The sequence below is a fragment of the Lactobacillus delbrueckii subsp. delbrueckii DSM 20074 = JCM 1012 genome (assembly GCF_001433875.1).
Lineage (GTDB): Bacteria > Bacillota > Bacilli > Lactobacillales > Lactobacillaceae > Lactobacillus > Lactobacillus delbrueckii.
Genome location: NZ_AZCR01000024.1, coordinates 2,467 through 16,776, shown reverse-complemented (window position 1 = coordinate 16,776; position 14,310 = coordinate 2,467). Strand labels below are relative to the sequence as shown.

Sequence of the window (14,310 nt, the reverse complement as noted above, 5' to 3'; positions counted from 1 at the left end):
TGATAAAGACCGGCAGATAAAGGAGCGGTGATAAAGCAAAAAGAGCCAGGCCGATCAATTCATAAACGTTGTGGCGGGCCTTTTTTGCGGCAGTTTCCTTAGCCAGCGCTTTTTCCTGGTCCACGACTTTAGCCGCGATTTCTCCGGAATGGTGCTTTTTATTCTGGCTGACTAAACTGTTTGGAAAAAGCAGGTGTAGCTCCAGAAAAGTCGCCTCCGGCAAAGTGGCTACTTCCGCTTTAACCAGGCCCTTTTCCTTGTCAACGGTCAAATGGCCGTTAGCATTGACATGGGCCCAGCCTTTCAAGAAGGACAGCTTTTTGTCCTGGAAGCGGACAGTCGCCGTGACATTGGAAATCTCTTTATCCCAGCCGTCCCCGACAATCTTGAAGTTCAGTTCAGAAGCGTCCTCGTAGCTGTCAACTGCTCCAGAAATCTTGTAGCGGTAAACCACCTGGACCTTTCCATCGTCAACATGGTGGTAAACCTTGAACTTGTAGGAATTACCGTCTTTATTGAAGTGGTAGACATTGCCGCTGTCCGCCTGGTTGTTTAAGGCCGGCTTGACCGTCTTTCCGCTGGCCAGGTCCTTGACCTCGACGCTCTGCCCGCTGACCTTCTGTCCGCTGGCTAAGTTCTGAGTGTAATAAACCCCGTTAGCTGAATCGTCAAAGTCATAGACGATCTTCCGGGTCATTGACAAGGACCCGTCAGAATTAACAATTGCCGTGACATCCATCTTGGTCAGGTCATAATCGGCAAAAACTTTTTCCGGTAAAAAAGCAGCCGAAAAGCTGGCCAAAAATAAAGCCAGGACCCAAAGATACTTCCGTTTCATCTTTTTCTCCCTTTCATTTTTCTATTGTTCAGACAAGCTAGGCTGACTGACGCAATTTGAGAATATTTTTTCTTAAAATTATTATAATTCAAGCGGTAATTGCTTGGCACGGAAAACATCAGAATTTATTGATAGAAAACAAGCCTTTCTTATGCTTACAGCCGCCAGGCGTGGTATACAGTATTTACTAACCTGGTCTAATCGACCAAATTGTGTTGGGAGAAAATACAATGCGCAAACCAATGCTGGCCGGCATCCTTGCCGCTGAACTCGCTTTAGTCGGGGCAGCTGTCTTTTATCACCAAAGCCAGGCTGACAAGAGCAGTCAGTCCGCTGGCAGCAGCAAGACTTACAAGGTCTACAGCAAGTCGGAAAAGGCCAAGGCCGACAAGGAAGACGAAAAGTCTGAATCATTAAGCAAGGCTAAAAGCAAGAGCAAGAAGAGCAAAAAGAAATCATCCAGTTCATCCATCTCAAGCTACAGCTATTCCAGCCAGGCCAAGTCCAGCAAGAAGAAGTCGGCGAAGAGCTCAAACAGTTCAAACTCTGACTTTACTTGGGGGTCAACTTACAGCAACTCAACTTACAGCTACTCCAGCCCAAGCAGCTCCAAGAGCTCCACTAAGTCATCTACTTCAACTAGCTCTTCCAGCTATACGCCTAAGAAGAGCAGCACGACCACCAGCAAGTCTACGGCTGACGATGATATCAACACGACTGAAGACCTGCCAGAAGAAACTATCGATAATTCAGATAATTAAAAGTTGGCAAAGAAAAATAGTTCAAGATCTTTTTCGGATCTTGAACTATTTTTTTGCGCTTTTTCAGCTTTTTTATTCTTCGTGGGACTTAACGTCTTCAGCTGCTTCAGCTTCCAGGGAAGCTTCGTACTTTTCAACGCCTTCCTTGGTTGCTTCAGCTACTTCGATGCCCAGGTCGGTCAATTGCTGGTCAGCAACTGGAGCCGGGGCGTGCATCATTGGTTCGCTGGCGCTAGCGTTCTTCGGGAAGGCAATGACGTCACGAATGTTGTCCTTGCCAGCCAAAAGCATGGCAAAGCGGTCCAAGCCGATAGCCAGGCCGGCGTGCGGCGGGAATCCCATGTCCAGAGCGTCCATCAAGAAGCCGAATTGTTCGTAGGCCCGTTCTTTGGTGAAGCCCAGGGCCTTGAACATCTTTTCCTGGATGTCCCGCTTGTGGATCCGGATGGAGCCGCCGCCCAGTTCGTAGCCGTTCAAAACGATGTCGTAGCTGCGAGCGTGAGCCTTGTGCGGATCAGTTTCCAGGAGTTCAATCCCCTTGTCGTCTGGCATGGTGAATGGGTGGTGGGCAGCAATCCAGCGCTCGTCGCCTTCGTCGTATTCAAAGAGCGGCCAGTCAACAACCCAGATGTACTTGTAAGTGTCCTTTGGAATGATGCCAGTTTCCTTGGCAGTTTGCCGGCGCAGGTAGTCCAGGGAGTCACAGCAGACCTTCCATTGGTCAGCGATGAAGAGAAGGAGTTCCCCGCCTTCCAGGCTGAATTCCTGAACCAGGCCGGCCTTTTCTTCCTCGCTCAAGAAGCGGGAAACAGGACCGGAGAAGTCGCCGTCTTCATACTTAACCCAGGCCAGGCCCTTGGCGTGGTAACGCTTGATGTAGTCCTGCATGGCTTCGATCTTCTTGCGGGAGTAGAACTTAGCCCCGCCCTTAACTGCGATCCCGCGGACAAAGCCGCCGTTTTCCAGGGCAGAAGCGAAGACCTTGAAGCCAGAATTGGCAAAAACATTGCCCAAGTCGTGGATCAGCATTTCGTAACGGGTGTCCGGCTTGTCACAGCCGTACTTGTCCATGGATTCCTGCCAAGTGATCCGCGGCAGCGGCAACTGTAGGTCGATCCCCTTAACATCCTTCATAACCTTAGCCAGGAGGCCTTCAGTTACTTCCTGGACGCCTTCTTCATCCATGAAGGAAGTTTCCAAGTCGATCTGGGTGAATTCCGGCTGCCGGTCCCCACGCAAGTCTTCGTCTCTGAAGCAGCGGGCGATCTGGTAGTACTTGTCAAAGCCGGCCCCCATCAAGAGCTGCTTGAAGATTTGCGGTGACTGCGGCAAGGCGTAGAAGGAGCCTGGGTAAACCCGGGAAGGAACCAGGTAGTCCCGGGCACCTTCCGGCGTTGACTTGCCTAGGTCCGGGGTTTCAATGTTAATGAAACCTTCCCCTGACAGGTAGGCATTGGTAGCGGTCATGATCTGGGCCCGCATGATCAAGGCGTTTTGCAGGGTTGGCCGGCGCAAATCCAGGTAGCGGTACTTCAGCCGGGTCTGTTCGCTGGCAACCAGGTCATCCTTGATTTCAAATGGCGGAGTTTTAGCCTTGTTCAAAACAGTGATTTCGCTGGCAATGACTTCTACGTCCCCGGTCTTCATGTCCGGGTTCTTGCTGGAACGTTCGTTAACGTGCCCCTTGACTTCGACCACGTATTCCTGGCCCAGAGAAGAAGCGACATCCATCAGTTCCTGACCGGAGTCATGGTTGACCACGACTTGAACGATCCCTTCCCGGTCGCGCAAGTCGATAAAGATCAGCTGGCCCAGGTTCCGGACTCTTTGCACCCAGCCGTAAAGAAGGACGTCTTGGTCCAGGTACTGGCTGGTAATGTTGCCACAATAATCAGTTCTTTTTTTCATTTGCATCATTTTGCTAAAAATCTCCTATTTTTCGATCTTGGAAAGCAGGTTGGCCTTGTCTTCCAAGTCAGTAAATTCCAGGCTAAACTGCTGCCCATCGCTCAAGCGCTTGACGGTTAATTTCCCTTCAGCCAGTTCCTTGGCCCCCAGGGTCACGACATAGCGGGCCCCGACCCGGTCAGCCTTTCTGAACTGGGCCTTGAGCTTCTTCTGGTCAACGTCGTATTGGGCGCTGAAGCCAAGAGAGCGGAGCTGGCGGGCAACTTCCACGGCCTTAATGTCCGTGCCTTCACCGATATTGGTGATGAAGAAATCGATCCCTTGATCTTCAAACATTTCCGGATTCTGCTTGGAGAGAACCAGCATCAGTCTTTCTTCCCCGATCCCAAAGCCGACGGCTGGGGTTTCCGGGCCGGAGAATTCTTCAACCAGGTGGTTGTAGCGGCCACCGCCCAGGACGGTTGACGGGCTGGCCCAAAGAGTCGGGTCGTCAACCATGAATTCAAAGATCACGCCGGTGTAGTAGTCCAGGCCCCGGACCAGGTCGTCGTCGATGACGTACTTAACTCCCAACTTGTCCAGGCTGGCCAGGATCTTGTTGAAGTTTTCCTTTGATTCATCGTCCAGGTAGTCCCTGATTTTCGGGGCTTTCGGCAAAAACTGCTGGTCTTCTTCGGCCTTGGAGTCCAGGATCCGGAGGGGGTTCTTACCCAGCCGTCTTTGAGAATCTTCTGAGAGCTGGTCCTTAACCGGAGTAAAGTAGTCTACCAGGGCATCGTGGTAGGCCTGGCGGACTTCGCTGTCACCCAAAGTGTTGATGTGCAGTTCGCAGTTCTTGACCCCCAGTTCCGCCAGGAGGTCGTGGCCTAGCAAGATAGTTTCAACATCAGCCAGGTAGCCGTTTGAACCAAAGCTTTCCACCCCGATCTGGTGGAATTCTCTTTGCCGGCCGGCTTGCGGACGTTCATACCGGTACATTGCGGCAATGTAGTAGACATTGAAGGGCTTGACATAGTCCGGCCCGTAGATCTTGTTTTCCACATAGGCCCGCACTACCCCAGCCGTGCCTTCTGGCCGGAGGGCGATGTGGCGGCCGCCCTTGTCTTCAAAATCGTACATTTCCTTTTCAACCACGTCACTGGTTTCACCAGATGACCGGGAAAAGAGTTCGTAATTTTCAAAACTTGGCGTTCTGATTTCATGGTAGTTGGCCCGCTTGAAGAGGTCACGGGCGGTTTGTTCCACCTTTTCCCACTGGCCGGACGTTTCCGGGAGAATGTCGACTGTACCTTTTGGTCTTTGAACTCTCATAATTTCACCTTTGTTTCCTTGTTTTGACTAATACAATAAAAAGCACCCTTGAATTTAATCAAGGGCGCTTGAAAACAGCGCGGTACCACCTTTTGCTTGCTGTCATTAACGCTGACGAAACGAACCATTATCTGCTAAAGGGTCACAGCTAGCAGCCATCTGCTCTTTCACCAAACGGGCAGTCTCTAAAAAGGCCGGGCTATCTTCATTCTTTGTCATTGATAATTCTCATTAAATTAAGTTTATCCTGTTTTGCCCTCCTAATCAAGGGCTGAGGGGAAAAATTACAGGTCTAAGACAATGGTAAAAGGACCATCGTTTTCCAGTTCGACCTTCATGTCTGCCCCGAATTCACCAGTTTCCACGGTCAGGCCCCGCTTAACCAGCTCCTGGTTAAATTCTTCCCAGAGCTGGCTGGACTTAGGCGGCCGCATGGCGTGGACAAAACTTGGCCGGTTTCCCTTCTTGGTATCAGCCAGGAGGGTAAACTGGCTGACGGACAGGATCTGGCCGCCGACATCCTTGATACCCAGGTTGGTCTTGCCTGCTTCATCTTCAAAGATCCGCATCTTGGCGATCTTGTCAGCGGCCTTAACCACCTGTTCTTCCCCATCGCCTTCAGCCAGGCCGACTAATAAGAGCAGGCCCTTTTGGATCTGGCCGACGGTTTCGCCGTCGATTCTGACGGCGGCATGGTTGACTCTTTGAATTACTACGCGCATTTTTTCTAAAAATCTCCCTGCTTCCAGCTTAGTTGTCCGTTCGCTTGGTGTCATAAACGTCTGGAATATCCCGCAGCTTGGCCATGATGTCATTCAGCTGGGCGGCATTTCTGACTTCGGCCGTGATGTAGAAGTGGGCAATGTTTTCTTCGTTGACGCTGGCTGAAACATTGGTAATGTTCTTGGTCAAAGCATTCAAGCGGTTGATGACATCGCCCAGCAGCTTCTGCCGGTTGTAGCCAAAGAGCTCGAAGTTGGCGTTGAAGCTGGCCTGCTTGCCTTCGTCAATGCTATTCCATTCAACATCGATCATCCGCCCTTGGGCAGCCGGGTCCGCGCTGACCACGTTCCGGCAGTCAGCCCGGTGGACAGTGACCCCCCGGCCCTTGGTCACGTAGCCGACGATCGGGTCGCCTGGAACCGGGTTGCAGCACTTGGCAAAGTGCATGTCCAAATCTTCCAGCCCCTGGACTCTGACCAAGCTGTCCGGCTTTTTGCCCTTGGTCTTGGCATCGTCTTTTTGCGAAGCGGGCTTTTTAACCACGCTGGAAGCTGCTGCCTGCTGGCCGGCTGACATGATCTGGGCTTCAAACTGCTTCTGCTTTTCTTCTTCCTGCTGCCGGCGCAGGTCGGCCGTCAAACGGTTGTAGATGGATACGGCAGACATGTTGCCAAAGCCGATAGCAGCGTACATGTCTTCGTCGGTCTTGAAGCTGAAGTGGTCCAGGACTTCGTCGATGTGGCTCTTGTCCAAAAAGTCCTTGGCGCTTAAGCCATTTTCCTTGAGCAGGTCAACCAGCTCACTCTTGCCCCGGGCCAAGCTCTCTTTCCGGTCAACATCTCTGAAGTAGCGGCGGATCTTGTTCTTAGCCCGGGAGGTCTTGACCATTTCTGCCCAGTCTCTTGACGGCCGGGCATTGCTTTGGGTCAAGATGTCGACCACGTCCCCGTTCTTCAGCTTGTAGTCCAAAGGAACCAGCTTGTCGTTGACCTTGGCCCCGATGCCGTGGTCACCAACTTGGGTGTGGATGGCGTAGGCAAAGTCCAAGGTGACTGATCCTTTAGGCAGTTCGTAGACTTCCCCTTTTGGCGTAAAGACATAGACCTTGTCGGCAAAAATATCCGAATGAACGGCTTCCATGAACTCGTCAGCGTTGTTGGAATCCTTCTGCAACTCCAGGATTTCCCGGCCGATATCCAGGGCCCCGCCGTCTTTTTCATCAACGCCTTGGAAGTTGCCCCGCTTGTAGGCCCAGTGGGCTGCCACACCGTACTCAGCAACCTTGTGCATTTCTTCAGTTCTGATCTGGATTTCCAAAGGCTTGCCGCCAGGGCCGATGATGGTCGTGTGCAGGGACTGGTAGCCGTTGGCCTTAGGCATGGCAATGTAGTCCTTAAAGCGGCCAGGCATCGGCTTCCACTTGGTGCGAACCGCCCCTAAAACGGCGTAGCAGTCCTTGACCGTTGGCACGATCACCCGGACAGCCAGCAAGTCATATATTTCGTTGAAGTCCTTGTGCTTGTTGACCATCTTCTTATAGGTGGAATAGATGTGCTTTGGCCGGCCGCTGATGTCGTACTTGATCCCTAAAGAATCCAGGGTCCCCCGCAAGTAGTCGATGGCGTCCTTGATGTAGTCTTCCCGCTCACTGCGCTTGGCGTCCATCATGGAGGCAATCTTGTAGTACGCTTCCGGGTTCATGTAGTGGAAGGACATGTCTTCCAGTTCCCACTTGATGGTCCCGATCCCCAGCCGGTCAGCCAATGGTGCATAGATGTCCAGGGTTTCAGCGGCAATGCGGCGCTGCTTGTCCGGGCGCAAATGCTCCAGGGTATGCATGTTGTGCAGGCGGTCAGCCAGCTTGACCAGGATGACCCGGAGGTCTTTCGCCATGGCGATCAGCATCTTGCGGTGGTTTTCCGCCAGGAATTCCTTGTGGGACTTGTATTCGTACTTGTTCAGCTTGGTGACCCCGTCAACGATGAAGGCCACGTCGGCGCCGAACTCTTCCTTAATGTCGTCGTTGGTGACCGAAGTGTCTTCAACCGTGTCATGCAAAAAGCCGGCAGCCACCGTGTCCGGGTCCAGGCCTAAATTGGCCAGGGTCCCTGCTACCTGGGTCGGGTGGACGATGTAAGGCTGGCCAGAGGCTCTGGTTTGTCCCTCATGGGCCCGGGCCGCGAATTGATATGCACTTTCGACAAAGGCCAATTGGTCGGCCGTCATGTATTTCTTGCAGGCGGCCATGACCTGCTCGTGAGTCATTTCAACATACTTTGACATCTAGATCACCAGTTTCCAACATTTAACTAATCAGTACCTGTTATTTTAGCGCAAAAAGTTCCTTAAAAACAAGTCTGAATGCTTGACTGGGCTTACTTATTAAAAAATGTGAGTTTCTTTTGCTTTTATTTTAACGCATTTTAGTCATGCTTGCGGGAAATTGCCAGGCCGATCCAGCGGTCAGCCCGCATCTTAAGGTCGATTTGGAAGCCATTCTCTGCCAGGGCCTGTTCAATTTTTGGCAGCTGCAGGTAGTCGATCCCGGAGAAGATGACCTGGCCGTCTTCGTTTAAGTGGCTGTCCAGCTGCGGAATCAGGTCCAAAAGGATTTCAGCCAGGATGTTGGCTACGATCAAGTCAAACTTGCCGTCAACGCCAGCCAGCAAACTGGTCTTTTGCAATGCGATGTCGTGGATGCCGTTTAAGGCTGCGTTTTCTTTAGCTGCCGTCATTGATTCATCAGAAATGTCCGTGGCCAAAACGCTCTTGGCCCCCAGCTTATGGGCAGCAATGGCCAAAATGCCGGACCCCGTCCCCACGTCAGCGACAGTAAGCGGCTTGACCATGGCCCGTTCAATGCCCAGCATGGCCAGCTGGGTGGTCTGGTGGTTGCCCGTCCCAAAGGCCAGGCCTGGGTCCAGGCGGATGATTTCCTGGTCCTTAAAGGCCGGCTGGTAGTCTTCCCATTCCGGCACAATGGCCAGGTGGCGGGACAAGTTGATGACGTGGTAGTACTTTTTCCAGACAGTGTTCCAGTCCTGGTCAGCAACATAGTCAACGGAGATTTCACCAGGAGCGGTCTTTAAGCCATAGCCCGCTAGCTCAGCCAGCTTGTCCTTGAAGCACTTGACCGTTTCTTCAGGGTCGGTTTCTTCATCAAAGTAGGCAATGAATTCCAGCTCATCGGGCAGGTTTGGGATGTCATCCATGTCAACAACCGTTGAGTCGTGCAGCCAGCCGGCTTGTTCAAAGTCGCTTCTGCGCCGGGCTTCGGTCCCCAGGGCCTTTAAGTCTTCCGTGGCAAAATAAGCCAGGGCGTCTTCAACGTCGTAGCTGCTTTCAATCTTGATCTCAAGTAATTTCATGATTATATCTTCTTTCTTTAGCTTCTTCTCTTAAAATGGTATCATGAAAAGTGGTGATAACAATGTCAAAAAAGAAAAAGAATAAAGACAAATTAGACAAGACCCTGGTGGAAAAGATTCTCGACCAGCATAAAATTGCCTATGAGCAGCACATCAGCGAAATTTCCGAAGACCACGGGGTAGCCCAGGTTGGGACCGGCAAGCCGGTTTTAAGCGGCCACCCGGTTTACAAAACCCTGGCGGTCAATGGCAACAAGACCGGCCCGATTGTCGGCGTGGTGCCTTTGAGCGGCCACTTGGACCTCAAGAAGATTGCCAAGGCTTCCGGCAACAAGAAGTGTGAAATGATTCCCCTCAAGCAGCTGGAAAAGACCACTGGCTACGTGCACGGGGCCAACACGCCGATTGGCATCTACCACAGCAAGAAGTTCCCGATCTTTTTGGATAAGAGTGTCTTAAATGAAGACGGGATCTGGGTGTCCAGCGGCGAAGTGGGCCGCAGCGTCATGGTCAACCCGCTTGATCTGCAGAAACTGGTCAAGGCCACGGTGGCTGACCTGCAGGAATAATACGCAAAAACAGCTTTTACCCTTATTTTTGGGCAAAAGCTGTTTTTTCTTTCTATGTTAATCGGCCCGGCGCCACTTCTTGTCGGTCAAGATTCTGGCGGTCAAGAGGCCGGCAGGCAGGGACATGACCAGCATCAAGGCTTCAGTCATCCAGGTGGCCCCGGCCCCGACATTGGTCAAGGCCAAGAAAAAGATCCCCCGGTACATGTAGAGGCCGGGCACCATGATGACGATGGAAGGCACGGTCAAGGCGATCCGCGGGTAGCCAACCTTTTCCCGGACATAGCCGGCCAAAAGGCCAGCCAGCAGGGCGGCTAAAAAGGCGGCCAAGGGAGCCGGGAAATGGGCGAAGTCAACCAGAGACAAGCGCATGGTATTGGCAAGCGCCCCCACTAGCCCGGCCGCGACAGCCATCCGCCGGTGGGAGTTGAACATCAAAGAGAAGCCGAAGACCCCGCAGAAGCTGGCCAACAGGCGGCAAGCCGTCAAAATTGCTTTAGACAGGTGCAAGGCCGGCAGGTCACCAGGCTTGATCTGCAGAGCCGTAGCCATCACCCAGCCAGTACCAGTCGCGATCAAGATAATGAAGATGGCGTAAGCCATCCGCTCCAAGCCAGACCGCATGTCCAGCTTGGAGATGTCCAGACCGGAAGTAATAAAGGGAAAACCTGGAATAACGAAGAGCATGGCCCCAATGTAGCCGCGCATATGGATCATGTCGACGTTAAAGAGCAAGTGGTCCAGCATGAAAGCCAGGTAGTAGGACAAGCAAGCCGCTGCCACAGCCACGGCAGTCGTAGCGGCAATCGTGATCCGTCTTTTGGCTAAGCTGCCCCGGGCAAACTGGCCCAGTCCCGCCCCGATAAAGGAGCAGATGATTTCAGGAATCCCCCCGCCCAGGAGGAAAATGAAGCCGCCGCAGGCCAAAGCCGCGGCCAGGCTGGATCCCCAAAGCGGATAGCGGCCTTTCATGTGTTCGATTTCCCCTAAGCGGCGGCGGATTGTCTTGATTTCAAAGTCACCGCCGGCTGCTTCGAACTGGCGGACAAACTTTTCCAATTCGTTCAGCTTGGCCATGTTGACCCCGGTGGTTGGCAGGGCCAGGCTTTGGGAATATGACTGGTTGTCGACATCGAAGTAGGTGCAGACGATGGAGATCAGACCGATGTCAGTGCTGCAGGTTAAGTCCAGGGTTCTGGCCAGGGTGTCCATGGCGTCGCGGACCCGCCAGGCCCCAGTCCCGCAGCTCAGCATCATCATGCCGACCCGGGAGATGATCGACCCTTTTTCAATCAAGGTTGCTTCCTTGATCTTGGTCTCGTCATCGCTTTGGAAGAACTCTTCCCACTGCACCCGCATATGGTGGTGGTGAGAGAGGTGGTGGTGGTACTCTTGCTCAATACTTTCGGTTTTCATGTTGACCGTGTTTGCCTTCTTTCATTTTTTTGCATTTCTCAACTTTTTTCATTTTAGCATAAAAAGAGACTGCAATTTCCCGCCCTCCCTAGTTAAGCGTTTGCTATGCAGACTATTTTTATCAAAAAACCGCCCCAGCAAGCTGAGACGGTTAGCTTCATATTTACTTTTGCTTGTATTGGCGGACATAGCCTTCCTGGCCGGCCAAGTACCAGGTACCGTGGTTGGCATCGCTGGTAAATTCTACATTTTCCGGCAGGTTTTCCAAGCCTTCGGTGAAGATGTCTTCGTATTGGCCAACGCCAAGGCGGATTCTTTCCTTGAGCATGCGGGCGTGCAAGGCTGGGCGCAGGCGCTTTTGGTAACCGGCAACCACCTTGCCGCTAAAGAATTCAGCCATGGCGCCAGACCCGTAAGAGAAGAAGCCGATCCGGTCGCCGGCCTCAAGGTTGCCGTTTTCCAGCAGGCTCAAGACAGACATGTAGAGGCTGGCCGTGTAGATGTTGCCGACCTGCCGGCTGTACTTGGCTGAAAGCTGGAAGTTATCGCTGAGGCGCTTGACAGTTTCGTCATCCTGGCCTTCAATGGCAATTTTGTGGGCCTTGTAACCCATCTTGGTGTAAGGCAGGTGGTAGCAGATACCGGCAAAGTCAGAAACTTGCAGCTGCTTTTCTGCAAGGAAAGGCTTGAAAGTGCTCTTGAAGAAGTCCAGGTAGGCATCCCGGCTGTAGTGGCCGTCAACAACGGCAGTGGCCAAGTTGTTCGGCCGCCAGAAGTCATTGATGTTTTCAGAGTGGGAAGTGTGCCCGTCTTCCAGGGCGATAATTGCCGGATTCTCCTTGATCAGCATGCTGATGGCCCCGGCGCCTTGAGTAACCTCGCCGGCAGTAGCCAGACCATAGCGGGCGATGTCGCTGCCGATGATCATGGCCGAGTGGTGCGGGTGGGCCCGGACGTAGTCGCGGGCAACCTGCAGGCTGGCAGTCAAGGCAAAGCAGGCTTCCTTGATTTCAAAAGTTCTGATCCGGGCTGGCAGGTTAAGTGCTTCCTTGACAAAAAGGGAGGCTGACTTTGACTGGTCAATCCCGCTTTCGGTCGCAAAGATCAATAAGCCTAATTGCTCCAGATCAACCTGGTCAAGGTATTCAGCCGTCGCGTTGATCCCCATGGAAACAGCGTCCTGGGTCTTGTCAGCGACCGCCATCCGGTCCTGGCCGATGCCGATCAAAAATTTGTTGGGATCCTGGTTTCTGGCGTTGGCCAGGTCAACCATGTCCACAAACTTATTAGGCGTATAAAAACCTATCTGATCAATACCAATGTCCATTAATTATTGTCCTCGCAATTCTTTCAAAAAATTCTTAGCTGCTGTTTCGCCATACTTTCCCTGGCTAATCATCATTTGATAAACAGCTTCTTTTTCTTCCGCTGCTGCCGGCAGGGTCTGAACCACGTTGCGGCTCTGCAGGCGCATGTGGCCAGCCTGGATCCCCTTGGTGGAGATAGCGTTCAGGGCCGCGAAGTTGTTGGCCAGGGCGACGCTGGCGGTCAGTTCTGCCAATTCAGCTGCTTTTATTTTACCTAAAATGGCATAGCTTTGTCTAATATCAGGCCGCGATGAAATGGAGCCGCCGACTACCCCTAAGGCCAGGGGCAGGGTGACTTGGCCAAGGAGCTTTTCCCCCTCCAGTTTCCAGGAGCTGAGGCTGCGATACTGGCCGCTTTTTGCGGCGTAGGCATGGCAGGCTGCTTCAACTGCCCGGTAGTCATTGCCGGTCGCCAGCATAACAGCGTCTACCCCATTCATGATCCCCTTGTTATTGGTTACAGCCCGGTAAGGGTCGCTACTCCCGATTTTAGCCAGCAGGGCCATCTTTTTGGCCACCTCCCGGCCTTCTGCTAGGTCTCCTTTTTTACTGAGGAGGCTAACAGGAATTGCCACCTTAGCTGTAGTCAGCTGGCTGGGATAGTTGGACAGGATGGCGAAGAGCTTAGCTTCAACACCAGGAAAGTCCAGCATCTTCTGGGCCAGGAATTCCAGGATAGCATTGGTCTTGTTGGCCCCCATGGCTTCAGCCGGGTCAACCAGGGCCAGGAGGTAGACCAGGTCAGCTTCCTGGCGGGCGGTCAGGTCTTTTAAGCCGCCCCCGTGCCGGATCAAGCTGGCAAATTCCTTGTTAACTTCCTTAGTATAGGCCGGGAATTCCTTTTTAAAGCCAGCCAGGGAAAAAGCTTCCGTGACTTCTAAGACGATTTGCCCATAGATGCCGTCGCGCTGGCTGGTCGCTTTTACGCCGCCGGCTTTAGCGAAGACGGACATGCCGTGGTTGGCGGCGGCGACGACGGAGGCTTCTTCAGTCGTCATGGGGATCCGCCAATTTTTGCCATTGACCAGGGCGCTGGTCAAACAGCTCAAGGGGAGCTTGACCTCACCAACCACGTTTTCGCTCATCTCATCCAGACGGGCTAAATCAGCTGCAGGGATATCTTCCAGGGCGACCCCATCTTCTTGCAAAAACTGCCGCCTCTCTTCGGGCGGCAACTGATAGAATTTCATTCTTATGCCTTCTCAATTTCAAAAGCGATGGCCAAGCCGCCCCCGATGCAGAGGCTGGCTATAGCGCGCTGGCCACCTCTTTGCAGCTGGCGGGCAGCGGTAGCCAGAAGGCGGGTGCCGGAAGCGCCCAGCGGGTGGCCTAAAGCGATCGCCCCGCCCTGTTTGTTGACCTTGGCTAAAGGAATTTCCAGGTCGCGGGCAACAGCCAAAGTAGTTGCGGCAAAGGCTTCATTGATTTCAAAGAAGTCGTAATCGGCTACCTGCCGGCCAGTTTCATTAAGCAGCTTACGGATAGCATAGTATGGACCATAGCCCATGAATTCCGGGTCATAGCCTACTTCGGCGTAAGCGCCCAGCTTGGCTAAAGGCGTCAGCTGGTATTCAGCGACTTTTTCCGCGGTAGCCAGGATGATCATGCTGGCCCCGTCGGAGATTGGGGAGGCGTTACCGGCAGTGACGGTTCCGTCTTCAAGGAAGGAAGTTTTAAGACCGGCCAGGGCTTCCAGACTGGTATCCGGGCGAACGTTTTCATCTTGCTTGAGATCTTCAATTTGAATGATTTCATCGGCAAAAAGTCCTTCAGCTTGTGCCTTGACAGCTTTTTGGTGGGAAGACAAGCTGAAGGCGTCAGCGTCTTGGCGGCTGATGTGGTTGCGCTTAGCCACATTTTCGGCAGTAATGCCCATGGATTTACCGGAGAAGGAATCAACGAGACCATCGCTGAACATGATTTCCTTTGGGGCGTTGGTCATGCTTTCGCTGCCGCCGACAGCAACCAGGCCCAGGTCACCGATTAACATTTGGGCTTCAGCCAGGCGGGCAGCCTTGAGGCTGGAGCCGCAGACTTCATTGATGGACA

The 14,310-nt window shown here is 52.9% G+C and carries 12 protein-coding genes; 2 read left to right on the top strand and 10 right to left on the bottom strand.

Annotated elements, in window-relative coordinates; all coding sequences use genetic code 11:
• Positions 1 to 838: DUF2207 domain-containing protein (locus FD23_RS10410; protein WP_236743879.1), on the bottom strand; the 838-nt coding region annotated here is incomplete at its 3' end.
• Positions 839 to 1,068: 230 nt separating this feature from the next.
• Here FD23_RS10410 and FD23_RS04870 point away from each other — a divergent pair.
• Entirely contained in the window at positions 1,069 to 1,599 is a 531-nt protein-coding gene (locus FD23_RS04870) for a hypothetical protein (RefSeq protein ID WP_025895649.1), read from the top strand.
• A 72-nt stretch (positions 1,600 to 1,671) separates the two neighbouring features.
• Here FD23_RS04870 and aspS read toward each other — a convergent pair whose 3' ends face one another.
• The 5 genes from aspS to prmA form a co-directional block, all read right to left on the bottom strand.
• Positions 1,672 to 3,516 carry an aspartate--tRNA ligase gene (gene aspS / locus FD23_RS04865; protein WP_025895650.1) on the bottom strand — a complete coding sequence of 615 codons (1,845 nt, stop codon included), beginning with the start codon at positions 3,514 to 3,516 and terminating at the stop codon, positions 1,672 to 1,674.
• 15 nt (positions 3,517 to 3,531) lie between these two features.
• Positions 3,532 to 4,818: a histidine--tRNA ligase gene (hisS, locus tag FD23_RS04860; RefSeq protein ID WP_025895651.1), complete on the bottom strand. Its 1,287-nt coding sequence runs from the start codon at positions 4,816 to 4,818 to the stop codon at positions 3,532 to 3,534.
• 284 nt (positions 4,819 to 5,102) lie between these two features.
• Positions 5,103 to 5,540: a D-aminoacyl-tRNA deacylase gene (gene dtd, locus FD23_RS04855; protein ID WP_003613864.1), complete on the bottom strand. Its 438-nt coding sequence runs from the start codon at positions 5,538 to 5,540 to the stop codon at positions 5,103 to 5,105.
• Positions 5,541 to 5,568: 28 nt separating this feature from the next.
• Entirely contained in the window at positions 5,569 to 7,824 is a 2,256-nt protein-coding gene (locus FD23_RS04850) for a RelA/SpoT family protein (protein WP_052933637.1), read from the bottom strand.
• A gap of 140 nt (positions 7,825 to 7,964) precedes the next feature.
• Positions 7,965 to 8,909: a 50S ribosomal protein L11 methyltransferase gene (gene prmA, locus FD23_RS04845; protein ID WP_052933636.1), complete on the bottom strand. Its 945-nt coding sequence runs from the start codon at positions 8,907 to 8,909 to the stop codon at positions 7,965 to 7,967.
• 62 nt (positions 8,910 to 8,971) lie between these two features.
• Between prmA and FD23_RS04840 the strand changes: the two genes are divergently transcribed.
• Positions 8,972 to 9,478: an aminoacyl-tRNA deacylase gene (locus tag FD23_RS04840; RefSeq protein ID WP_025895652.1), complete on the top strand. Its 507-nt coding sequence runs from the start codon at positions 8,972 to 8,974 to the stop codon at positions 9,476 to 9,478.
• Positions 9,479 to 9,535: 57 nt separating this feature from the next.
• On the opposite strand, the gene FD23_RS04835 is transcribed toward FD23_RS04840, so the two are convergent.
• The 4 genes from FD23_RS04835 to FD23_RS04820 form a co-directional block, all read right to left on the bottom strand.
• The gene (locus tag FD23_RS04835) at positions 9,536 to 10,894 is read right to left on the bottom strand and encodes a threonine/serine exporter family protein (RefSeq protein ID WP_052933635.1); all 1,359 of its coding nucleotides are present in this window, start codon (positions 10,892 to 10,894) and stop codon (positions 9,536 to 9,538) included.
• Positions 10,895 to 11,057: 163 nt separating this feature from the next.
• Positions 11,058 to 12,221, bottom strand: a complete 1,164-nt coding sequence (locus tag FD23_RS04830) for a hydroxymethylglutaryl-CoA synthase (protein WP_052933634.1) — start codon at positions 12,219 to 12,221, stop codon at positions 11,058 to 11,060.
• Positions 12,222 to 12,224: 3 nt separating this feature from the next.
• Positions 12,225 to 13,451, bottom strand: a complete 1,227-nt coding sequence (locus FD23_RS04825; protein ID WP_025895653.1) for a hydroxymethylglutaryl-CoA reductase — start codon at positions 13,449 to 13,451, stop codon at positions 12,225 to 12,227.
• Between the two features lie 2 nt (positions 13,452 to 13,453).
• On the bottom strand, positions 13,454 to 14,310 hold an 857-nt coding region (locus tag FD23_RS04820), incomplete at its 5' end, for a thiolase family protein (protein ID WP_236743878.1).

Coding starts and splice junctions, on each gene's coding strand:
- FD23_RS04830 (WP_052933634.1), bottom strand. CDS start 12,221: ATGGACATTGGTATTGATCAGATAGGTTTTTATACGCCTAATAAGTTT.
- hisS (WP_025895651.1), bottom strand. CDS start 4,818: ATGAGAGTTCAAAGACCAAAAGGTACAGTCGACATTCTCCCGGAAACG.
- FD23_RS04850 (WP_052933637.1), bottom strand. CDS start 7,824: ATGTCAAAGTATGTTGAAATGACTCACGAGCAGGTCATGGCCGCCTGC.
- dtd (WP_003613864.1), bottom strand. CDS start 5,540: ATGCGCGTAGTAATTCAAAGAGTCAACCATGCCGCCGTCAGAATCGAC.
- prmA (WP_052933636.1), bottom strand. CDS start 8,909: ATGAAATTACTTGAGATCAAGATTGAAAGCAGCTACGACGTTGAAGAC.
- FD23_RS04870 (WP_025895649.1), top strand. CDS start 1,069: ATGCGCAAACCAATGCTGGCCGGCATCCTTGCCGCTGAACTCGCTTTA.
- aspS (WP_025895650.1), bottom strand. CDS start 3,516: ATGATGCAAATGAAAAAAAGAACTGATTATTGTGGCAACATTACCAGC.
- FD23_RS04835 (WP_052933635.1), bottom strand. CDS start 10,894: ATGAAAACCGAAAGTATTGAGCAAGAGTACCACCACCACCTCTCTCAC.
- FD23_RS04840 (WP_025895652.1), top strand. CDS start 8,972: ATGTCAAAAAAGAAAAAGAATAAAGACAAATTAGACAAGACCCTGGTG.
- FD23_RS04825 (WP_025895653.1), bottom strand. CDS start 13,451: ATGAAATTCTATCAGTTGCCGCCCGAAGAGAGGCGGCAGTTTTTGCAA.